The following is a 22,413-nucleotide window of genomic DNA, read 5'->3' on the forward strand; positions in this document are numbered from 1 at the left end:
AGGCCTTGCATAATTAATGCTTAAATTTACGCCTTGACACTTGATTATATGTAATTATAATATTCTTTAAAAAGTTGGTACTTTAAAGTGCTAAACTAAATCGGCTTGGGCGTTTCTTATTATACCTAAACTGATCAGAAATTTTAGGAGGAGCATATTATTATGAGTAAGAAAGATTTAGACTGGTCAAGCATTGGATTTAACTATCATGTAGCGGATTATCGTTATGTGTCGAATTTTAAGGATGGAAAATGGGATGATGGCGCCATTACAACCGATTCTAAGATTGTATTAAGTGAAGATGCGGGTGTTCTGCATTATGCACAGGAGGTTTTCGAAGGCTTAAAGGCATATGAGACCGAGGATGGACATATCGTATGTTTCAGACCTGATCTTAACGCATCAAGAATGGAGGATTCTGCTAAGCGTTTGGAAATGCCTGCTTTTCCTGCTGAGAGATTTATCAAGGCTGTTGATGAAGTTGTTAAGGCTAATGAAGACTGGGTTCCGCCATTTGGAAGCGGCGCAACACTTTATATCAGACCTGTTATGTTTGCAACCGGAAATGTTATTGGCGTAAAACCGGCTGATGAATATCAGTTTAGAATTTTCGTAACACCTGTAGGCCCTTATTTCAAGGGTGGTGCTAAGCCTATCGTTGTTAAGGTAAGTGATTTCGACAGAGCAGCACCGCATGGTACAGGTAATATCAAGGCCGGTCTTAATTATGCGATGAGTCTTCATGCTATAGTTACTGCACATGAAGAGGGATTTGCAGAGAATGTATATCTTGATGCTCAGAGCAGAACCTATATTGAAGAGACAGGAGGAGCAAACATCCTCTTTGTAGATGCTGATGGTAATCTGGTAGTTCCTAAATCATTTACCAATTCAATTCTTCCTTCAATCACAAGAAGATCAATTGTTCAGGTTGCGAAGGATTATCTTGGACTTGCAGTTGATGAGAGACCGGTAAGACTGGATGAAGTTCACAACTTTAAGGAAATGGGTCTTTGCGGAACCGCAGCAGTTATAAGTCCTGTTGGAAAAATCAATGATCATGGCAAGGAAATCTGCTTTGAATCAGGTATGGATGAGATGGGACCTGTTATCAAAAAGCTTTATGATACCCTTACAGGAATCCAGATGGGTGAAATTGAAGCACCTGAAGGATGGGTACATATCATTAAATAATCAAAAGCATAATATTTGCCCCGGCTTTAAGTCCGGGGCTTTTATGCATAAAAGGGGATTTAATCAGGCATGGATGAAGGTGATAAGAAGAAAAAATCGTTGGTACTTCTTATAGGCGTTATCATTTTTTCACTTGGTTTATATTTTATTATGGGGGTGTTTTCTGAAAAAGGACAAATTGTTCAGGTAAGTGTAAATGGTCAGGTGATAAAAGAATTACCATTATCCGTTGATACGGAGTTTATTGCCAAAGGGTATGAAGGCGGAGAAAACAAAATTGTTGTAAAACATAGTAAATGCTATGTTGAATATGCGGATTGTCCCGATAAACTGTGTGTAAAGCAGGGAGAAATATCAAAGAACGGTGAATCTGTTATATGCCTTCCACACAGAGTTGTCATTACTGTAATAAAACATGCCAAAGAGAAAACTATTGATACCATCGCAAAGTAGAATGCATTTTCAAAAATAATAATTAAAATAAATATGATTAAAAAAATATAAAAATACTACAAATGTTATCGTAATAGTGTAAAATACTTTATAAGTGATATTTTTAATTATAATTAAAAAAATTCTTTACATACTATTTATGAGGAGGGTATGCGAATGCTAAACATCACTAAAGACTTAAATGAGAAAACACTTGTGGTTGGTCTTGAAGGCAGACTTGATACAACTACAGCACCTACACTTGAAGAGGAACTTAAAGCTTCGCTTTCGGGTGTTGAAAATCTGGAATTTGATCTTGCGAAGCTTGAATATATCTCCAGTGCTGGTCTTCGCGTACTTTTATCTTCGCAGAAGACAATGAACAAACAGGGCAAGATGGTTGTAAAGAACGTTTCAGAAGAAGTTAATGAGATTTTTGAGGTAACAGGCTTTTCCGATATTTTAACAATTGAATAAGTAGAGAAGCTTAGAAAATAGCAGGATAACTATGGTTGTCCTGCTATTTGTGCATTTTTATTCTTATGAGGGATTATGAATAAAAAAATATATTCTAAGATAGCCATAATATTTATGGTTATTGCTGTTGTCTCTAATTTACTTTCGAATTTAAAGGTTAGTGTATCAGCCCAAGAAGATTCTGATCCTATTTATACCGCAAGACCTTCAGCTAATGGGAAACTTCATGTAGAAGGTACCGAGCTTGTAGATGAAAAAGGGAATCCCGTACAGCTACGAGGTGTAAGTACTCATGGTCTGACATGGTTTTCAGAGTTTATTGATGAGAGCCTTTTTAAACAGCTTTCAGAGTCCTGGGATTGCGGCCTTATAAGGCTTGCAATGTATTCCGAGGTATATTGCGGCAAAGATAAAGAAGAATGTAAAAGACTTATGCGCAAGGGAATATCAGCGGCTATAGCTGCTGATATGTATGTCCTTGTTGATTGGCATGTTCTTGAAGAAAAAAACCCCAACGTACATAAGAAAGAAGCGATGGAATTTTTTGATGAGATTTCATCCGAATTTGCAGATTCACCAAATCTGATTTACGAAATTTGTAATGAACCAAATGGTGATACAACCTGGAATGACATTGCAGAATATGCAAATGAAGTAATTCCTGTAATAAGAAAGAATGTTCCGGATTCAGTAATAATTGTAGGAACTCCTGAGTATGACAGAAGACTTGTTCCTGTAGTAAAAAGACCACTTGAATTTGATAATGTGATGTATACGCTACATTTTTATGCGGCTACTCACAAGGACGACTTAAAGGATGAGATAAAAACCGCACTAAGCGCAGGTATTCCTGTATTTGTAACGGAATGTGGAATATGTGAGCATACAGGCGATGGTACAATAGATATCGCATCTGCAAGAGAATGGTTTAATTATCTTGATGAAAAAAAGATTAGCTATACTGTTTGGAGCTTTTCAAATAAAGATGAAAGTTCGGCATTCTTTAAACCAGCCTTTGATCCCCAAAATGGTTTAGATGATAAATATTTAACTACATACGGAAAGTGGGTTAAGGAATTAATTAAAGGTGTAAAACCTGATGATATATACGCACCGGCAAATGTCATAACCAAAGGAAATACCTCTAAGATTGAATCCTTTGTTACTATTTCACTAGGTAAACGAGGGTATCTGGCTGTACATAAATTCCCTGTTTTTGCAGTGCTATGCTTAATTGTTGTTGCTATTGCAATGTTTTTCCGTGCGATATATCTGCATTTTACGAAAAAGAAGTATCACACATATTATGACCTGTTAACTAAAGAAGAAATCAAAGAAATATCCAAAAAGAGTGGGTGGGGTTACTTTTTTGCAAGCCTTGTTATAATTTTGAGTTTATATTTTACACTTATATATCTGTGCTGGAGAATCTTTTTCTCTGTACCTGTTGACAGTGGCGTAATAGCAATTGCAGGAAATATAATTCTTTTAGCAGTTGAGGTATTGGGCTTCTTTGAATCGCTTGTATTTTATGAAAGTCTTCTAGGCATGAAAAAGCCATCTCTTCCGAAAATTAAGGATGAGGAATTTCCTGATGTTGATATTTTTATTGCAACATACAATGAACCATGTGAACTCTTATGGAAGACAATAAATGGATGTAATCATTTAAGATATCCTGATAAAAATAAAGTTCATGTATATGTTTGTGATGATAACAGGCGCCCGGAAATGAGAAAGCTTGCTGAAGAAATGGGCGTTGGTTATTTTGACAGACCTGATAATAAAGGAGCAAAGGCCGGTAACCTTAACAATGCTCTAAGACAGACATCTTCTCCGTATATTGTTACTCTTGATGCGGATATGATAGTAAAGAGTGATTTTCTGCTTAAGACAATACCATATTTTGTTGATGCAGAGAAAAAATGTAAGGATATGCCGGAAAACGAGAAAATTCGCCTTGGCGTACTACAGACTCCGCAGTGCTTTTATGATCCTGACGTTTTTCAGTATGCTTTATATTCTGAAAGAAGAGCCCCAAATGAGCAGGACTTCTTTTACAGAACAATTGAAGTTGCCAAGACCTCTAATAATAGTGTGATTTATGGCGGATCAAATACAATACTAAGCAGACGTGCTCTTGAGGATATAGGTGGCTTTTACACAGAATCTATTACAGAGGATTTTGCTACCGGCATGCTTATTGAATCTAAAGGATATGTCAGCCTGGCACTTCCTGAACCTCTGGCAAGCGGACAGACGCCGCATACCTTTAAGGAACATATACAGCAAAGATCCAGATGGGGCAGAGGGGTTATAGTAACTGCGAGAAAGATAAAGTTCTGGTCACTTAAAGGGCTTTCTCTGAGACAGAAAATAAGCTACTGGAGCTGCGTATCATATTGGTATTCTCCAATAAAGAATTTTGTTTATGTAATGTCGCCCATACTATTTGCTGCATTTGCTGTTCCTGTACTTAAGTGTAACTGGCTTGAACTTCTGGTTTACTGGATTCCTATGTTTATCCTACAGGATATGACTCTAAGAGTCCTTAGTGGAAATGCAATGTCCCTTAAATGGAGCGGAATTTATGAGACCAGTGTGATGCCGCATCTGTTTATTCCGATTCTTAAGGAATCGTTTGGAATAACTGATTCAAAATTTAAGGTAACCGACAAGACAAGAAAGGCAAATAACAGAAAAGCTGATTTAAAGGCTATGACACCTTTTATTATATTGGTTGTATTATCGGTAATAGCGATCATAAGAGTTCTTTTCATGATCAATATGATGCAGATTTTAGGACTTATTACAATTATTTTCTGGATAGTAAGAAATCTGTATTTCCTGATAATGGCATTGTTCATCATCGATGGAAGAGATTCCGATAATGAGGTTGTTCACGTAATAGATGCAGAACCTGTTGAAATCACCGTTGCGCATGGTGAAGACAAGGGAAATAAATATTACGGTGTAACGACCAGGATGACTGAGCATAGCGTAGCAGTTTTCCTTGATGATGAGGTAAAACTTGAAGCCGGAATGCCCGTAACCATAACAATAGATAACGGTGATTACAAAGCAACCCTTAGTGGTGCTGTTACGACTATAATAGAGTCAAAAAGAGGAAATATCTTTAATCATACGATAGAAATTATGGATTATGGTGAGGATAAACTCGAATATTATGAAATTCTTTACGACAGGATGCCATCGCTGCCGCAAAATCTTACAAGAGATGCCGGAATAATAAGCCATATGTGGCAGAATATTGCGCACAGAGTAGTAAGAACTACCAGATACTGATCATAGTTTTATTTCCTTTACGCAAAGGAGGATATCATGCACGAAATAAATATTGAAAAGAAAGTATCCGAAATGCTGATACGTTTATCCGGAAGAATAGACTCTAATAATGCTCCGCAGGTTCAGGACAGTATAAATGAGGCGCTTGATGCAGATAGAAAGCACGTAATAATTGATGCTGAAAAACTAGAGTACATCTCCAGTGCAGGACTGAGAGTTCTTCTTCATTTGCGTAAGAAGCTTGAAAATCTGAAGATTATAAATGTAAATCCTGAAGTATATGAAATATTCGATATGACAGGCTTTAATCAGATGATGACAGTCGAAAAGGCATATCGTGTTGTAAGTGTTGAAGGTTGTGAGGTTATAGGAAAAGGCGCTAATGGAACATTGTATAGAATTGACAGTGACAATGTTGTTAAGGTCTATAATAACGCTGATGCGCTAAATGATATTCAACACGAAAGAGAAGTTGCAAGGCTTGCGCTTGTCCTGGGAATTCCTACGGCTATATCCTATGATGTAGTAAAGGTTGGAGACAGCTATGGATCAGTATTTGAACTTTTAAATGCTAAATCATTTTCAAAAATCCTTGCATCAGAGCCGGATAAATTCGAATGGTGTGTAGATGAATTTGCAGGCCTTTTGAAAAAAATCCATGAGACAGAGGTCCCGGATGGCAAACTGCCAAGTATTAAGGAAACAGCTTTAAAGTGGACTGAATTTGATAAGGATTATCTGCCTGCCGATGCTTATGAAAAATTAAAAGGGCTTATAGAGAATGTTCCTGAGTCCAATCATATGATACATGGAGATTACCATACAAATAATATCGAATTACAGGATGGTGAAGTTCTGCTTATTGATATGGATACATTGGCTGTCGGACATCCTATTTTTGAACTTGCTTCTATCTATAATGCATTTGTAGGCTTTTATGAGCTTGATAAGGGAAATTGTAAGGATTTCCTTGGTATTGATGCAGATGAAGCTGAACGATTTGCAAAAAGGGCTTTGGCTGTTTATCTTGATACAGATGACGAAGATAGACTTAATGAAGTTATTGATAAGGCCAGGGTAGTAGGCTATACCAGAATTATCAGAAGAAACATAAGACGTGGTGCTCTCGAAAAAGAAAAGGGCAAGGCTGAAATTGAGCTTTGGACAAAAGAACTTATAGAGCTTCTTGCTAAAACAGATACCTTGGAATTTTGAAAGAAGGATAGGGGACATGAAGGAATTAACAATTGAAGCGAAAGTTGAAAATCTGCCAAAAGTACTTGAGTTTATCGACAGCGGTCTTGAGGATGATGGCTGCAGCATGAAAAATCAAATGAAAATTGATATTGCGGTAGAAGAACTTTTTGTAAATATTGCGCACTATGCTTATAGGGACAAGGTTGGAAGTGCTGTAATAAAATATTCCAACGATGATGGAAAAGCAATAATTTCACTTATAGACAGTGGCTTACATTATGATCCGCTTGCCAAGGACGATCCGGATGTTTCTCTTAGTGCTGAAGAAAGAGAAATTGGTGGTCTTGGAATCTATATGGTTAAAAATAGCATGGATGATGTAAAATATGAATATGTAGATAATCAAAATATTACTACAATTACAAAATCTTTGAATTAACCGGATGGATCTATAATGGAATTACTTACAAAAAAGCAGAAAAACAGAGCATACGTTGTTTCTGTGGTTTATATCTTTTTGGTTTTTATTTGTGCACAGCTTATTTTTATAAGAGGCATAAATAATTTAAAACCTATTTATGTATTTAATATCAGTGGTGATATTTTTGGAATGTTGATGGGGGCGGTATTATTTATATGCTGCCTCCTGGATGTACAAAAAACAGGTTCTAACCTGAAATGGCTGTTCTATTTACTGAATACTGCTTATATTGGACTTTTTACTGACGCTATTGCATGGCTTGTTGACGGGGTACCAGAGCTTTCAATAATAAATTATGCAGATAATTTTATATATTACATTTGTGGTCCCTTAGAGCTTTTTTGTTTCTGGAAGTATACTGAGTCATATCTGCAAACTGAAAGACGAATAGTAAAGCTTATTAACAAATTTCAATGCATTGGACTTGTTATCGCTCTTTTTATAAGAGTTTCCAATTTCTTTAACCATATTTATTACTATGTTACAAAGGATGGAGTTTATCATAGAAGTCAGTTATATCTGATGTCAGTGGTTTATGTTTTCTCATCTACAATAGCTACAATGGCTGTGGTTATTATAGAGAGAAAGAATCTGGAGCGATACCAGATTGCTACATTTTTTATGTATGCACTGTCACCGTTTGTTGTATCAATTCTTACTATAAGAATTTATGGTATATCAATCATCGGCGGAGTAATCATGCTGGTGATTTTACTTATGTATTGCATATTAAATGTACTTCAGGGAAGGGATAAGGCAATTGCCGACAGGGATTTATCATTGGCTTCTTCAATTCAGGAACATATGCTGCCAAGAATTTTTCCTCCGTTCCCGGACAGAAATGAATTTGATTTATATGCTTCAATGACACCCGCAAAAGAAGTCGGCGGTGACTTTTATGATTTTTTTATGATAGATGATAATCATCTTGCGATAGTTATTGCTGATGTATCAGGAAAAGGTGTACCGGCAGCTCTTTTTATGATGGTTGCCAGAACTATTATTAAGAATCAGGGACTGTACTCAAGAAAAATGAATCCCTGCACAATTCTTAAAAAGGTAAATAATCAGTTGTGCGAGGGTAATGACCTGGAACTATTTGTAACCACCTGGCTTGGAATTCTTAATATATCTGATGGCACCATTGATTATGCAAATGCCGGTCATGAATATCCTTGTATCAGAAAGGATGATGGTGAATTTGAATTATTAAAAGAAAAACATTCACCACCGCTTGCGGCTCTTGAAGGTCTTAATTTCAGAGGAGGACAGATTTCGTTATCCCCCGGAGATGCGATATTTATCTACACAGATGGAGTAACAGAGGCTACGGATGCGCATAGCCGCCTTTTTGGTGAGGAGAGAATGTTAAAAGCTCTGAATATGGATTCAGATGGCACTCCTATGGAAATTGACAGAAATGTAAGGGATAGTATTTCAAGATTTGTTAAGGATGCACCGCAATTTGATGATATTACGATGCTCTGCCTTAAATACTATGGCACAGAAAAAGGTACTAAAGTGATATAATATAAAAAAACTTATGAGGTGACGACTATGGAAAAAAAGTACAAGGAAATTGAAAAAATCCCAATTTGTAAATCAAAAAACATTATTATTACCTGCAAGGATAATAATCTTGATGCGGATTTTGAGAAGGCGGGGGAGTATTTAAAGGACTGTAAGCTTCAGCCTAAGGACAATCTTCACATGGAGCTTCTCTTTGAAGAAACTGCCATAATGCTTGAAGAAATTACAAAAGATTTTTCAGCACTCCTTTGGTTTGAAAAATTCGAGCATTTCTGCTGCCTTAAGCTGACTGCCAAGACAGATATGTCCTTTGAAAAAAAGGAAGAGTTATTGGGGATGGCTTCCGACGGACAAAATGCTATGGCTAAGGGCTTTATGGCAAAAATTGCTGATATTATTGAAACCGGTCTTCTTGACTTCGATTATGTAGGTCGTCTTCAGCAGGAATACGGCGGAGTAAGCGTAGGCTTTGGAAGTATGGGTATTTATGATGGTATAGGTGGCATAGGAGATCTTGGCGCTGCCTGGTCATTATCTGATTATAAGCTTTCTCTTTCAGATGCTATCGAAGAGAACAATGATGATGAAGCACCTAAGGAAGCGTGGGACGAGCTTGAGAAGTCAATCGTTGCGAATATTGCAACAGATGTAATCGTTGGAACGAAGAGTAATACAATAGAAATGACTATTATTAAAGAACTTAAAAATGAATAAGACCGTAAATATCAAAAGGATTGCGACACTAGGATTATTACTTGCTTATGCCATGATATTGTCTTACATAGAATCCCTGATTCCTTTTTTTGGCGGTGTGCCGGGTATGAAACTGGGACTGCCAAACATGGTTATAGTTCTTCTAATCTATAATTATGGTATGGAATCGGGGATTGTAATAAATTTGCTTAGAATTTTACTTACCGGATTATTGTTTGGAAGCATGTTTGGAATTATGTTCTCTGCATCCGGAGCAGTCATAAGCTTTCTTGTGATGGTCGCGGTAAAGAAAATAAATATTTTTGATATCAGAGGTGTGAGTATTTGCGGGGGCATATCACATAATATCGCGCAGCTTCTGATAGCTGCTTTTGTCGTAAAGACATCGGGTATTATGTATTACCTGCCACTACTTCTGATATCGGGAGCTTTGACCGGCTTTTTAAATGGAATTATTGCCGGAATAATGCTTAAATACTTGAAATACATGCAGCTGCTTTAAGACCTTTCCGGGGGTATTTAAGTGAAAAAGAAAAAACAGGCAGCTGGCGTAATTATAATCGTTTTAATAGCTCTGATCATAGTTAACAGCATTAATCTTTTGCTGGTATTTCGGACAACGGCTGACGAAACCATAAGCTCCGGAAAATATCAGCTTGAGAGCATAGGTGCTGAGCTTGAAAACGGAATAAACAACGCCAAGAATTTAACATCAGAATATGCCATTAAAGCACAACCCATTGTGTCTGATTTTGATGCTCTTACTGAGTTTATTTATGCTACAAAGGATGATGTAAATCGGAAAACCGATGGTGTGGGCTTTAATGTTTATGCTGCCGGAAAAGACTGGGAAATCATTCCTAATCTTAATGATGATAATTATACGGCTTTAGACCGTTCATGGTACGTTGGTGCCATAAAAAATGACGGTAACGCATTCATAACCGATCCATATATAGACGTGGTTTCGGGGAATATCTGTTACTTTGTAGCTATTAGTCTCGATGATGATGGCACTGTCTTTGCCATTGATTTTACCCTTTCTAAAATACAGGAACAAATAGAAAAGATTTCCATAGCAGATAATAATACGGCTGTTATTGTTACTGAAGATGGTATTATTGCCGGATGCAGTGAACAGGGATTTGTCGGCAATAATCTTATTGATGTATTTCCTGACTACGCAGGCATTTTTAATATTGCAAAAACATCTAATGAAACTGTTTCTTCAAAAATTAGAAAGGGCTTCTTTTACGATAATCTTTTTGCAACCGGAACAAATTCCGGCTGGTATCTCATAGTAGGAATAAACGATTGGGAGCTCTATCATGATTCTTATGTATGGCTATTTGGAGCCATGCTTCTAAATGTAATTTTATTTACAGTGGTTTTTGCTCTTTACTACATAAGTAAATCCAATGAAGCGAAGGCTCAGGAGGCACTTGAGGAAAAGGAAAATTTCCTGAAGAATGTTTCAGGTAATCTGAAAACTCCTTTAAACCAGATATTGAATAATGCTGATTCAAGAACCTTCGATGAGGATATGAATTATGAAGCCAGATTTAAGGTTATTCAGGAGGCTTCAATTCAACTTTCGGAAAATATTCAGCAAATAATAAGCTACTCGAATTATGTAAAAGGAGAAAAACAAAAAAATACAAGGCTAAATGCCAGAAAATATGCAAGGGTAAGTACGAGATTCAGAAACATTATAATTGTTCTGATGACTATAACTATGCTTATAAGTGTTTTTTCAATAAGCTGGATGACTTCAAGATGGTGCAGGGTAAGAATGCAGGAGACAGTAGGTAACTATGAAAGTCAGGTTTCCGAATGGACTGTTTCGCAAAAGAGCATCCTTGATATGTTCTGCAATGATATATCGACTAATCCTGATATCCTGAAGGACTATGATGAAACTGTCAGTTATCTTGACAGAATAACCAAGTGCTATGCTCAGATTTCAGCAACTTATATTGCAAGTAAAAATCTTGAGCCTACTGTTTTTATGAACAATGGCTGGAAGCCGGGAAAGAATTTCAAAATCGAAGACAGACAATGGTATATGGATACAATAAATTCTGAGAATGGCTTCAATATTTCAAGCCCTTATATTGATGCGCAGACAGGGCTTTATTGCATCACATTCTCCCGTGAAGTATTTAACAATGATACCGGCGAGTTTCTTGGTGTATTTGGAATAGATTTTTATATTGATAAACTTATTGAGATTCTGGGAGATTCCTACTCTTCTGAAAGCTATGCATTTTTGACTGATGCGAGAGGAATGATCATAAATCATCCATACGGAACCTATCAGATGACAAAGGACAGATCAACAAACATTGCATCTCTGCCATATAGTAAAGCATATGAAAATCAGGGAAGCGTTGATATTATCAAAGATTATGATGGAGTTTATAAGGTTCTTATAGCTGAGAACAGCACGGTTTCAGATTTTACCGTATTTGTCGCTTTCAACTTTTTCTCTATTTACGGAAGAACTATTGTGTATGGGACAATAGCATTTTTCCTCTCTTTGATGTGTATAATAATCATATACAGACTGCTTGGCGGACTTATTAAATGGCAGGATGAGATGAATATGAAACTGCAGGAATCAGCAGATGCTGCTATTGCTGCAGGAAAAGCAAAAAGTGACTTCCTGGCTATGATGTCGCATGAGATAAGAACACCGATAAATGCAATAATCGGAATGAATGAAATGATTCTCAGGGAAAGTCCTACAGATGATATAAAGGGTTATGCTGCAAACATTCAGCATGCATCAAAAACTCTCCTTGCTCTGATAAACAGTATTCTTGATTTTTCAAAGATTGAAGAGGGTAAGCTTGAGATAGTTGCGGTGAATTATGAGACGATACCACTTCTTGCAGACATTCTTAATATGATAAATGCGAGGATTAAAAAGACAAATCTTGAGCTTAAGCTTGAAATTGATCCTAAGCTTCCTATGGGAATGTATGGTGATGATTTCAGAATTAAACAGATCATATTAAATCTTTTGACAAATGCTGTTAAGTATACTGAAGAAGGAAGTGTGACTTTGTCCATTTCAGGAACAGAAATTGGCAAGGAACATATAATGCTTGATGTTAGAATAACCGACACCGGAATAGGTATTCGCGACGCGGATATAGATAAGCTTAATATGTCTTTCCAGAGACTTGATGAAAAGAGAAATAAAAATATTGAAGGTACCGGGCTTGGAATAGCTATTGTTACAAGCCTTCTTAAGATGATGGGAAGTAATCTGCAGGTAAAGAGTGTATATGGCGAAGGGTCTGAATTCTCATTTGAACTAAAGCAGAAGGTTACTGACTGGCGTCACATCGGTGAATTTGATATTAATAATGTTATTACAGAGGCCGAGCAGGATAATGGTAAATATCTGGTCGCAGAACATGCCGATATTCTGGTGGTTGATGATAATGAAATGAATCTTTCTGTCATGAAAAGTCTCCTGAAACGAAATAAGATACTGCCTGATTTTGCTTCAAGTGGTAAGGATTGCATAAAGTCTGTTGAGAGTAAACATTATGATCTTATTTTGCTTGACCACATGATGCCTGAAATGGATGGTATTGAGACCTTAAAATATATTAAGGAAAAAAATCTTTTAAAGAAGGATACAACTGTTATAGCACTTACAGCTAATGCTGTTGTCGGGGCAAAGGAAGAATATATAGCTGCAGGTTTTGATGATTATCTTTCAAAACCTGTGGATCCCAAAGTGCTTGAAAAAGTGCTTGCAAAATATCTGCCTTCCTTTAAGGTTTCATATGCTGAAATGGAGACAAATGATAAAAAAGCATCAGAAGCTAAAGCACCTGATCCTGATGATGATATTATTGAATTTATGCCTGTAGGAAATACAGGAGAAATCAGGGATGAGGATGACGAAACCATATCTGCAATAAGAAAACTCAGCTATCTTAAGGTTGACGAGGCTATAAAGCTTTGCGGAACAAAGGATGCCTATATAACAATTTTGCAAATGTTCATACGCAGCGCTGAAACAAAAGAGAAACGTATTAAAGAGCTCTTTGAACAAAAGGATATAAGGAATTATGTAATTGAAATGCACGCTCTTAAGAGTTCAGCCAGGCTTATTGGAGCAGATGAATTCAGTGAGCTTGCAAAAGAGCTTGAATTTGCAGGTAAAGAGAATAATTTAGTCTTAATTGATGAAAAAACAGAAACAATTTTTGAATGGTATGATAGAATTAATAGCGATCTATCCAGAATATTGAAGTAAGGAGATTTCTCCGGTAAAAAAGAAAAATGAATTGGAGCTCTTTTAAATGATTGCTTTTGTAAACGGAATACTTGATGAAAAAAGAGATCTGCTGGCAGTTATTGATGTAGGAGGTATTGGCTATAATGTTAATATCTCTGCTTATACTGCAGACAGATTACCCTCTAAGGGAGAGGCAGTAAAGCTTTATACTTATATGAGTGTGCGTGAGGATGCCATGAATTTGTACGGTTTTCTCACAAGAGATGAACTGGAGTTTTTTAAGCTGCTTATCAGTGTAAGCGGCATCGGACCAAAGGGCGGTCAGGCTATTCTTTCAGTGATGACGCCCGATGATCTGCGCTTTGCAATTCTTTCGGGGGATTCAAAGGCTATCAGCAAGGCTCCCGGTGTAGGTAAGAAAACGGCAGAAAGACTGGTTCTTGAGCTTAAGGATAAGATTTCCAGTGATGATATCCTTGCAGGAAAGGCCGGCGGAAGTACAGATGCTCTCACCGGTGGAAAGGGCATTGATGAACCTCAAAACGAGGCTGTGGAAGCACTTGTGAGTCTTGGGTATGGTTTGTCGGAGGCATCGAAGGCTGTAAGAACTGTTATTTCTGCATCAGAAGTTAATGCTGAAGATACTGAGGCTATTCTGAAGCTTGCATTAAAAGAATTAATCTGAATTTTAAGTTGGTGAATAAATGGAAAAAAGGACAATAAAAACCTCTGCAGATCGTGGTAACGGCGCGGTCAGCGCAGGTTTTCTTGATGAAGATAAAAAAATCGAAGGGTCACTTAGACCAAAAAGATTAAAGTATTATATCGGGCAATCCAAGATAAAGGAAAATCTGACCATTTCGATTGAGGCAGCAAAGAAAAGAGGGCAGAGTCTTGATCATATACTTTTATACGGACCTCCGGGACTTGGAAAGACTACACTTGCTGAGATAATTGCCGCTGAAATGGGTGTACATTGCAAGGTAACAAGCGGACCTGCAATTGAAAAACCCGGTGATATTGCCGCTATTCTTAATAATCTAAAGGAGGGTGATGTTCTTTTCATCGATGAGATACATCGCCTTAACAGACAGGTTGAGGAAGTTCTGTATCCTGCAATGGAAGATTATAAAATTGATATAATGATCGGTAAGGGACCTACTGCAAGGTCTATAAGACTTGATCTTCCGCATTTTACTCTCATAGGCGCAACTACAAGGGCAGGTATGCTTTCAGCTCCGCTTAGAGACAGGTTTGGAATGCTCTACAAGATGGAGTTTTATGAAACAGAAGAGCTTATGCAGATTATCATGCAGTCGGCTAAAGTGCTGGGAGTTGAGGCAGAAGATCTCGGAGCCAGGGAGATGGCAAGACGAAGCCGCGGTACGCCAAGAATTGCAAATAGAATTTTAAAAAGAGTAAGAGACTATGCGCAGGTAAGGTATGATGGCGTCATAACAGAGGAGGTTGCAAGAACAGCCCTTGATCTTATGGATGTAGATAAGCTTGGACTTGATCACAATGATAGAACACTTCTTTTGACACTTATCGAAAAATTCGGTGGTGGCCCCGCAGGTCTTGATACGCTTGCAGCTTCGATAGGTGAAGATGCAGGTACTATTGAGGATGTTTATGAGCCTTATCTTTTAAAAAACGGACTTATTAACAGAACTCCCAGGGGAAGGGTTGTTACTGATCTTGCATATACACATCTAGGGCTTGAACCGATGACAAATACATGATATTGTGGTATGATTTTTATAAAATAACAATCAATACTATTGAAATCTCACACTTTGAAAGTTTATAATTCAAATAACTAAATTTTAAGGTTTGAGGTGGGGAGGAAAAAATTTATGGCATCTAAGACAGATACTGAGGTAATAATCGGTGGTAAAGTCTTTACTTTAAGTGGATACGAGAGTGAGGAATATCTTCAGAAGGTTGCTTCGTATATCAATAATAAAATTGCAGATTATAACAAAATGGATGGATTCAAGAGACAGCCTCTTGATACACAGAATGTACTTCTTCAGCTTAATATTGCAGATGATTATTTCAAGGCAAAAAAGCAGGTTGAAATGCTTGAAGGTCAGCTGAGTGATAAGGAGAAGGAGCTTTACGATATAAAGCATGAACTTATTGCTACTCAGATTAAGCTTGAGAATACTGAAAAAAATGTGAAGAATCTTCAGTCGGACATAACGGAAGATTCACGAAAAATAATTCAGATGGAAACAGAGCTTAAGACTCTTAAAAAATAATAAAAGGCTGCCGGCTCGGCAGCCTTTTTGGATAAAAAGGTATTATTATGATAAAAAATGTAGAGCTTCTTGCACCTGCAGGTAATTATGAGACTATGCTTGGTGCCTTTAATGCCGGCGCTGATGCGGTATATTTGGGAGGCCAGGGCTTTGGAGCCAGGGCGTTTGCCGATAATTTTACAAATGAAGAAGTTATAAGGGCTATCAGGTATGCTCATCTTCATGGCAAAAAAATATACCTTACGGTTAATACACTTTTAAAAGAAAACGAAGTTTCTTCATTTAAGGAATTTTTTGCGCCCTTTGCCTATACCGGCCTGGATGGTGCCATTATACAGGATTTTGGTATTTTCAGGATTATTAGAGAAGCTTATCCATGGGTAGAACTGCATGTAAGTACTCAGATGACAATTACCGGAGAAAAAGGCGCAAAGCTTCTCATGGATCTCGGCGCATCCAGAATTGTTCCTGCAAGAGAACTCTCTATATCTGAGATCAGGAGCATACACGATAACTGCAGATTTGCGGATGGAAAAAGCATTGAAATAGAAGCCTTCATCCACGGTGCTATGTGTTATTGTTATTCAGGTGCCTGCCTCTTTTCGAGTATGATTGGTGAACGAAGTGGCAACAGAGGTCGATGTGCTCAGCCCTGCAGACTTCCGTATAGACCTGATAATAAAGGAGAATGCTATCCTTTAAGCCTGAAGGATATGTGCATGGTCGACAGGATTCCTGAGCTTATTGAGGCTGGTATTGATTCCTTTAAAATCGAAGGAAGAATGAAGAAACCGGAGTATGCTGCCGGTGTCACCAGCATCTACAGAAAGTACATAGATAGATATTATGACCTTGGATCAAAAGACAGCGATTTTAAAGAGGGGGCAATAAAGCTTTCGGCATCTAAGGATGATAAAAGAATACTGTCTTCGTTATATCTTCGCTCAAAGATAGGTGAAGGGTATTATTTCAGACATAACAGTCCTGATATGATAACTCTTGATAACCCTGCTTATAACGGATCAGATGAGAGGGTTCTGGAGGAAGTAAGAAATAGATACATAACCGGTGAAAAGAAAATAGACATAGAAATATCCTGTAAACTCAGGATTAATGAACCTGCGAGTCTGACTGTTAAAACGGCTTATCTATTAGTATCTGACGAGGTGATAAGCACTTCTGTAACCGGGGATACTGTTCAGGAAGCTGTAAACAGAGCTATGTCTGAAGAAGATATAGAAAAACAGCTTGGAAAGTTTGGAAATACAGGCTTTAGTGTATCGTCCATAGTTATCGATATGGATGATAAGGGGATTTTTATACCGAATAAAGCACTTAATGAGCTAAGGAGAAATGCCTCAATTGCTCTTGAAAATGAAATTATAAAAAGACGTGGTTATAATATTGATAACAGTTTAAAAGCTGATTCCGATATACAGAATAATAACAAAAAAGAAATTAGCCAATCTGTAAGATATGGAGAAAACACCCAAATTGCTGTTTCTGTAATGGATTACGCACAGCTTCAGTCAGTATGCGATTATTTTATTAAAAACGAAATGACGGGAAGGATTTATATTGATAGCAGAATTTTACTATTAAATGAATCTATACCTGAGCATACAGACTGTGATTTATATGTTTCATTACCTTATATTCTCAGAAATGAAACTTTTTTTGATGGCCATAAGGAAATAAAGGCTATACTGGAAAAGGCTAATGTATTGAAGTTAAAGGGTGTTCTTGTCAGAAATGCGGAGGAGCTTAGAATAATTAAGGAAACGGAATATAAAGGCGATATTATTCTGGATTATGGGCTTTATATTTGGAATCACGAAGCTTTAAAATTGTATGAAGAATGTGCAGCAGGATTAAACTTAAAAGGCTTTAATCTGCCACTTGAATTAAATTCATATGAGATGTCAGAGCTTTTGGAAGCATGCGGTTTTAATAATGTGGAAAGTTTTACATATGCTACCGGTATGCAGATTTATGGCCGTGTTCCAATGATGCATACAGCTAACTGCCTTAAGAACACATTGGATAATTGCTCCGGAAACAAGGGAAAAGTATGCAATTACGGATGTACGGATATAACAGACAGAACGGGAAGAAAGCTTCCTGTAACATATGATTGCACGCATTGCGCCAATATTATCTGGAACAGTGTTCCTGTATCATTATTTAAGAAGACTAAAAAGCTCAAAGGCATGGCAGATAAATTTAATCTGCTTTACAGGATAGATTTTACAATTGAAAAATCATCCGATGTCCATGATGTTTTGGATGCATATACAACTGTTTTGCACAGTAAAGATAAAGACAAAATAAAGAAAGCTGAAAATGTACTTGCAGCAAAGCAATATACTGCGGGACATTTTGAGAGAAGTGCGGATTAAACTTACAACATGATTGAATTATATTTAACAGAAATATCTAAATATGTAATAGCCGGGAGCATGGCTTTTTTTACTTTTTTCAGTTTCCTGGTTTTTATCTATAAGGGCGAAATGAGACGTGGATGGATTTACGGATTACAGACCATTTCTCTTTTTGTTACCCAATTTGCGTGTTTTATTCAGATTATTGCACAGACCGGAAGTAAACGATACTTTTTTCTGCTGATGATTCAGACAATTGTTTTGATAAGTACCATATCAATGTTCAGGATGGTTTATCCTGACGGTAACAGACTTATTATAAACAATATGTGTATGTTTCTGATGGTAGGAATGATAATGATTACGCGTATTTCCTATGGTAAAGGCATAAGACAATTTATTATTGCAAGTGCTTCCATAGTAATTGCATTTCTGATTCCTGAGCTGTTATTCAGATTTGCATTTTTGGAAAGGATGGGATGGATTTTTGCAGGTGCCGGTCTGTTGATACTTCTTATACTTCTTGTTTATGGTTCTGTTACCAACGGGTCAAAGATCAACTTTAGAATAGCAGGTCTTTCATTCCAGCCCCAGGAGCTTGTTAAGATTATTTTTGTATTCTTCGTAGCTTCGATTCTTGCTGAGAGAAAAGACTTTAAATCCGTTGTAATTGTTTCGGTAATAGCAGCAGTTCATGTAATAATCCTTGTACTTTTAAAGGATCTTGGAAGCGCGCTTATTTACTTTGTAGTATATTTATGTGTCCTTTTTGTTGCTACAAATCAGCCTTTATACTTTGGAGCAGGATTGTGCTCCGGGGCTGTGGCAAGCTTTGTAGCTTATAAGCTATTTCCGCATGTTCAGCAGCGTGTTATGGCGTGGAAAGATCCCTGGACAGATATTGATTCTACAGGATATCAGATTACACAGTCACTTTTTGCAATAAGTGGTGGCGGACTGTGGGGGCTTGGATTATATGGCGGAACGCCGTCATCGATTCCCTTTGTTGAAGAGGATTTTATGTTTGCGGCAATTGCTGAAGAGCTGGGTATTATTTTTGCATCATGCCTTATTGCTGTTTGTGTTTCGACATTTTTGATGATATTACTCGAAGCTTATAAGATTAAGAATAATTTCGGAAGACTTCTTTGTGTCGGACTTGCTGTAACCTACATATTCCAGGTTTTTCTTACTGTCGGAGGAGACTCGAAATTTATACCGCTTACAGGCGTAACACTTCCGCTTGTCAGCTATGGAGGTACTTCCGTTATGGTTACGATTGTAATGTTTGCGCTTGTTGAAGGTGAATGTCTTGTTCGCAGTGATGAAAGATATCAGGCTTATTTAGAAAAAAAGAGGGAGAAGATAAATGCAGGGAAAAAATAAATCTTATCCCATTATGGTAATCGGCGGTTTCACAGTTGTCCTGTTTATAGCGATGATAATTTATATCTGCTCGTATGCAATAAACAATGAACGGACTATGATGGATAATAGCTATAATGCTCATCAGCAGCTGCTTCGAACTAAAAACAGCCGTGGAACAATTTATGCAAATGATGGTCAGATACTTGCCAAAACAGTAACAGACAGCAATGGAAATGAGACTAGAGAATATCCTTTTGGTAAAGAATTTTCTCACGTTGTCGGTTTTTCCGTTAATGGAAGAAGTGGTATAGAAAATCTCGCAAATTATTATCTTATAAATTCTCATGCTACTCTTAAGAGTAAGGCAGAGGCTAAAGAAAATGAGATGAAATTTCCGGGAGATAATGTATATACAACCCTTGATGTTAAGCTTCAGGAGACTGCTTATGAAGCGTTGTCTGCAAGAGAAGGTGCTATCATTGTTACGGAGGTAAAAACAGGTAAGGTCCTTGCACTGGTGTCAAAACCTGATTTTGATCCCGGAACCATCCTCGATGAATGGGAGGATATCACTTCCGATAAAGATAATACACAGCTGTTAAACAGAGCAACGCAGGGACTTTATCCTCCCGGGTCTACATTTAAAATGATTACTTCTCTTGAATACTATAGGGAAAAAGGCGATGAATACCTTGAATACAGATATAATTGCAACGGTAAGTTTACAAATGGTACAGACACAATAAGATGTTTTCATGGGGAAAGTCATGGTGCACTTGATTTTACAAAATCCTTTGCGAAGTCATGTAACTCATCATTTGCAAATATTTCACTACAGCTTGATAAATCTTCCTTCGAAAAAACATTGGATAATCTTATGTTTAATTCCGAATTACCTTGGGATATGAATTATTCAATGTCTTCAGCCATCTGCAATGCTGATATTAAGGACAGTGATATGATGCAGCTTGGTATAGGACAGGGCACAACTACGGTAACACCACTCCATATTAACCTTATAACAGCTGCAATAGCTAATGATGGTATTTTAATGAAACCATATATTTTAGAGAAGGTTGAGACTGAGGACGGTAAGGTGGTAGAGGAGTTTGAGCCTGCTGCTTATAAAAATTTAATTACATCGGATGAAGCATATTTTCTTAAAAATATGATGGAAAAGGTTGTGACTGATGGAACAGCTTCAAGGCTGAAAGGCCTTGATTATACGGCTGCAGGAAAAACAGGCTCTGCGGAATTCAAGGATAGCACATCAGATTCTCATGCCTGGTTTACCGGATATGCCCCGGCTGAGGATCCGCAGATAGCGGTTACAATAATTGTAGAAAATGCAGGTTCTGGTGGAGAATATGCAGTTCCCATCGCTAAGAGAATTTTTGATGCTTACTTTGAAAAGTAGAGGGGATATAAGGTTTTGTCTATACGGGGTTATTGTACTTTTGCTAAAAATTTATATATTGGGGAATCTGTAAAAAAACCTTTGGTTGTCAAATGGAAGCTAAAACATGGAGCAGGACAGCTTTTTATTTACGTGCTTACAGCTTCTGATATTCCGGATGGCCAGATTGAAATAAAGCATTGTGCTTTTTTGAAACAGAAATATTATCTGAGACATCCTGCATATATATATGGAATTGCCGGAAGCTATAAAGAGGCATTGGATTTAGTATTGAAAATGTTTGAAGAGGCTTCTGAAAGTGGTTTGACAGGGGATATTCGTACATATCTTGAAAAAGCGGTGGGGGATAATTAATGGGGATTTTTTTAACTGTCTTAAAAATTCTTGGGATAGTAATCCTTTCTATCCTTGCTTTTTTGTTGCTTGTTCTTATATTTGTTCTTTTTGTACCTGTAAGATATAAGGCAGATGCTGTAATAACGGAAACCGATATTGAAAAAGATGCATCTGAAATATTGGAGAATCTGTCTGCGAATGCATCCTTTAGCTGGCTCTTACATATTGTAAGTGGGGGGATATCTTATCCTGAATCAAAAGAGTTTACTCTAAAAGTATTATGTTTCACGATTTTTCCTCCGAAAAATAAAAAGAATGATGAATTATATGATGAGGATTCATATGAAACTGAAGATAGTTCCTATGAGCCTGAGGTAACGGAATATTCCGAGGCTCTTGAGAAGGAAGAAGGCTTTGAGGCTAAACCGGATAATGAGGATAATTCTGAAACTACAGATGGCCTTGATTCTCCGCAATCTGCAGAAGGTAATGAAGATAGTAGTGACAAGAAGGATGAAAAAGATGATTTGGCTGATCCCTTCGACTATGAGGATGATACAGAGGGCGAAGACTCAAAAAATTTTATAGATTTTTTGAAAAGTATATTTAATACTATTTATAAAATTATCAAAATACCACAGAATGTATTCGAAAAAATACAATATACAATATCTAGAATTAATGCTAAGATAAACATGGTAAAAAATACGTTAACCAACGACATTTTCAAGCGTGCATTCGAGGTTACCAAAAAGCAGGTTCTTAGGGTTCTGAAAATGATAATCCCGAAGAAATTTCATGCTGATTTTCTTGTTGGAACAAGCGATCCTACTATAACTGCCGATATTTTGGCCGCTTATGGTGTGATGTATCCGGTACTTGTCAATAAAGTTTTTATAACACCGGACTTTGAAAGACAAAGAATTGCCGGTAAAGTACACCTTAAGGGTAGGATAACAGTATTTACCATAGTGTGGGCTGCTGCCGTTCTTTATTTTAACAAGGATGTCAGAAAAACCTACAGACGTTTTAAGAAAATAATAGATTCATAAGTT

The 22,413-nt window shown here is 37.1% G+C and carries 18 protein-coding genes; all 18 read left to right on the forward strand.

All coding sequences use genetic code 11. The annotated features are described in order from the left end of the window. Positions 1-162 precede the first annotated feature (162 nt). Positions 163-1,194 (forward strand): branched-chain amino acid aminotransferase, encoded by a 1,032-nt coding sequence (locus G602_RS0117600; protein WP_026660132.1) that lies wholly within the window; start codon positions 163-165, stop codon positions 1,192-1,194. A 69-nt stretch (positions 1,195-1,263) separates the two neighbouring features. After that, a complete protein-coding gene (locus G602_RS27335) occupies positions 1,264-1,647 on the forward strand; it encodes a NusG domain II-containing protein (RefSeq protein ID WP_044932686.1) in 384 nt (127 codons plus the stop codon). Between the two features lie 156 nt (positions 1,648-1,803). Further along, positions 1,804-2,103 (forward strand): STAS domain-containing protein, encoded by a 300-nt coding sequence (locus tag G602_RS0117610; RefSeq protein WP_044932688.1) that lies wholly within the window; start codon positions 1,804-1,806, stop codon positions 2,101-2,103. A gap of 75 nt (positions 2,104-2,178) precedes the next feature. Continuing rightward, complete coding sequence (locus tag G602_RS27340; RefSeq protein ID WP_196808718.1) at positions 2,179-5,409, forward strand: cellulase family glycosylhydrolase; 3,231 nt, start codon at positions 2,179-2,181, stop codon at positions 5,407-5,409. A 36-nt stretch (positions 5,410-5,445) separates the two neighbouring features. Further along, on the forward strand, positions 5,446-6,624 hold the full coding sequence (locus G602_RS29240) for an anti-sigma factor antagonist (RefSeq protein WP_049945314.1): 1,179 nt from the start codon (positions 5,446-5,448) through the stop codon (positions 6,622-6,624). A gap of 16 nt (positions 6,625-6,640) precedes the next feature. Beyond that, entirely contained in the window at positions 6,641-7,045 is a 405-nt protein-coding gene (locus G602_RS0117625) for an ATP-binding protein (RefSeq protein ID WP_026660134.1), read from the forward strand. A gap of 15 nt (positions 7,046-7,060) precedes the next feature. Continuing rightward, positions 7,061-8,617 carry a PP2C family protein-serine/threonine phosphatase gene (locus G602_RS29245; RefSeq protein WP_049945315.1) on the forward strand — a complete coding sequence of 519 codons (1,557 nt, stop codon included), beginning with the start codon at positions 7,061-7,063 and terminating at the stop codon, positions 8,615-8,617. A 27-nt stretch (positions 8,618-8,644) separates the two neighbouring features. Next, positions 8,645-9,331 carry a hypothetical protein gene (locus G602_RS0117635; protein WP_026660135.1) on the forward strand — a complete coding sequence of 229 codons (687 nt, stop codon included), beginning with the start codon at positions 8,645-8,647 and terminating at the stop codon, positions 9,329-9,331. Beyond that, positions 9,324-9,833, forward strand: coding sequence for a Gx transporter family protein (locus tag G602_RS0117640; protein WP_026660136.1), 510 nt, complete (start codon positions 9,324-9,326; stop codon positions 9,831-9,833). Before G602_RS0117635 ends, G602_RS0117640 begins: the two co-directional genes overlap by 8 nt. A gap of 21 nt (positions 9,834-9,854) precedes the next feature. Next, positions 9,855-13,610, forward strand: a complete 3,756-nt coding sequence (locus tag G602_RS27355) for a response regulator (RefSeq protein ID WP_044932691.1) — start codon at positions 9,855-9,857, stop codon at positions 13,608-13,610. A 46-nt stretch (positions 13,611-13,656) separates the two neighbouring features. Continuing rightward, entirely contained in the window at positions 13,657-14,277 is a 621-nt protein-coding gene (ruvA, locus tag G602_RS0117650) for a Holliday junction branch migration protein RuvA (protein WP_026660138.1), read from the forward strand. Between the two features lie 19 nt (positions 14,278-14,296). After that, on the forward strand, positions 14,297-15,334 hold the full coding sequence (gene ruvB, locus G602_RS0117655) for a Holliday junction branch migration DNA helicase RuvB (protein ID WP_044932695.1): 1,038 nt from the start codon (positions 14,297-14,299) through the stop codon (positions 15,332-15,334). Between the two features lie 114 nt (positions 15,335-15,448). Continuing rightward, entirely contained in the window at positions 15,449-15,856 is a 408-nt protein-coding gene (zapA, locus tag G602_RS0117660) for a cell division protein ZapA (protein WP_026490641.1), read from the forward strand. Positions 15,857-15,903: 47 nt separating this feature from the next. After that, entirely contained in the window at positions 15,904-18,255 is a 2,352-nt protein-coding gene (locus G602_RS27360) for a U32 family peptidase (RefSeq protein WP_049945316.1), read from the forward strand. A gap of 111 nt (positions 18,256-18,366) precedes the next feature. Next, positions 18,367-19,623: an FtsW/RodA/SpoVE family cell cycle protein gene (locus tag G602_RS27365; protein WP_242835654.1), complete on the forward strand. Its 1,257-nt coding sequence runs from the start codon at positions 18,367-18,369 to the stop codon at positions 19,621-19,623. Further along, positions 19,607-21,022, forward strand: coding sequence for a peptidoglycan D,D-transpeptidase FtsI family protein (locus tag G602_RS27370; protein WP_044932701.1), 1,416 nt, complete (start codon positions 19,607-19,609; stop codon positions 21,020-21,022). The genes G602_RS27365 and G602_RS27370 overlap by 17 nt, the downstream gene beginning before the upstream one ends. 15 nt (positions 21,023-21,037) lie before the next feature. Then, positions 21,038-21,376, forward strand: coding sequence for a hypothetical protein (locus tag G602_RS0117680; RefSeq protein WP_026660140.1), 339 nt, complete (start codon positions 21,038-21,040; stop codon positions 21,374-21,376). Next, positions 21,376-22,410, forward strand: a complete 1,035-nt coding sequence (locus tag G602_RS0117685; protein ID WP_026660141.1) for a hypothetical protein — start codon at positions 21,376-21,378, stop codon at positions 22,408-22,410. The genes G602_RS0117680 and G602_RS0117685 overlap by 1 nt, the downstream gene beginning before the upstream one ends. Positions 22,411-22,413: the final 3 nt, after the last annotated feature.

This window comes from Butyrivibrio sp. AC2005 (genome assembly GCF_000424145.1).
In the GTDB taxonomy this organism is placed as follows: domain Bacteria; phylum Bacillota; class Clostridia; order Lachnospirales; family Lachnospiraceae; genus Butyrivibrio.

Excerpts from the sequence above, each read along its gene's own strand:
- G602_RS0117600 (WP_026660132.1), top strand. The coding sequence starts at position 163 with ATGAGTAAGAAAGATTTAGACTGGTCAAGCATTGGATTTAACTATCAT.
- G602_RS27335 (WP_044932686.1), top strand. The coding sequence starts at position 1,264 with ATGGATGAAGGTGATAAGAAGAAAAAATCGTTGGTACTTCTTATAGGC.
- G602_RS0117610 (WP_044932688.1), top strand. The coding sequence starts at position 1,804 with ATGCTAAACATCACTAAAGACTTAAATGAGAAAACACTTGTGGTTGGT.
- G602_RS27340 (WP_196808718.1), top strand. The coding sequence starts at position 2,179 with ATGAATAAAAAAATATATTCTAAGATAGCCATAATATTTATGGTTATT.
- G602_RS29240 (WP_049945314.1), top strand. The coding sequence starts at position 5,446 with ATGCACGAAATAAATATTGAAAAGAAAGTATCCGAAATGCTGATACGT.
- G602_RS0117625 (WP_026660134.1), top strand. The coding sequence starts at position 6,641 with ATGAAGGAATTAACAATTGAAGCGAAAGTTGAAAATCTGCCAAAAGTA.
- G602_RS29245 (WP_049945315.1), top strand. The coding sequence starts at position 7,061 with ATGGAATTACTTACAAAAAAGCAGAAAAACAGAGCATACGTTGTTTCT.
- G602_RS0117635 (WP_026660135.1), top strand. The coding sequence starts at position 8,645 with ATGGAAAAAAAGTACAAGGAAATTGAAAAAATCCCAATTTGTAAATCA.
- G602_RS0117640 (WP_026660136.1), top strand. The coding sequence starts at position 9,324 with ATGAATAAGACCGTAAATATCAAAAGGATTGCGACACTAGGATTATTA.
- ruvA (WP_026660138.1), top strand. The coding sequence starts at position 13,657 with ATGATTGCTTTTGTAAACGGAATACTTGATGAAAAAAGAGATCTGCTG.
- ruvB (WP_044932695.1), top strand. The coding sequence starts at position 14,297 with ATGGAAAAAAGGACAATAAAAACCTCTGCAGATCGTGGTAACGGCGCG.
- zapA (WP_026490641.1), top strand. The coding sequence starts at position 15,449 with ATGGCATCTAAGACAGATACTGAGGTAATAATCGGTGGTAAAGTCTTT.
- G602_RS27360 (WP_049945316.1), top strand. The coding sequence starts at position 15,904 with ATGATAAAAAATGTAGAGCTTCTTGCACCTGCAGGTAATTATGAGACT.
- G602_RS27365 (WP_242835654.1), top strand. The coding sequence starts at position 18,367 with ATGAGACGTGGATGGATTTACGGATTACAGACCATTTCTCTTTTTGTT.
- G602_RS27370 (WP_044932701.1), top strand. The coding sequence starts at position 19,607 with ATGCAGGGAAAAAATAAATCTTATCCCATTATGGTAATCGGCGGTTTC.
- G602_RS0117685 (WP_026660141.1), top strand. The coding sequence starts at position 21,376 with ATGGGGATTTTTTTAACTGTCTTAAAAATTCTTGGGATAGTAATCCTT.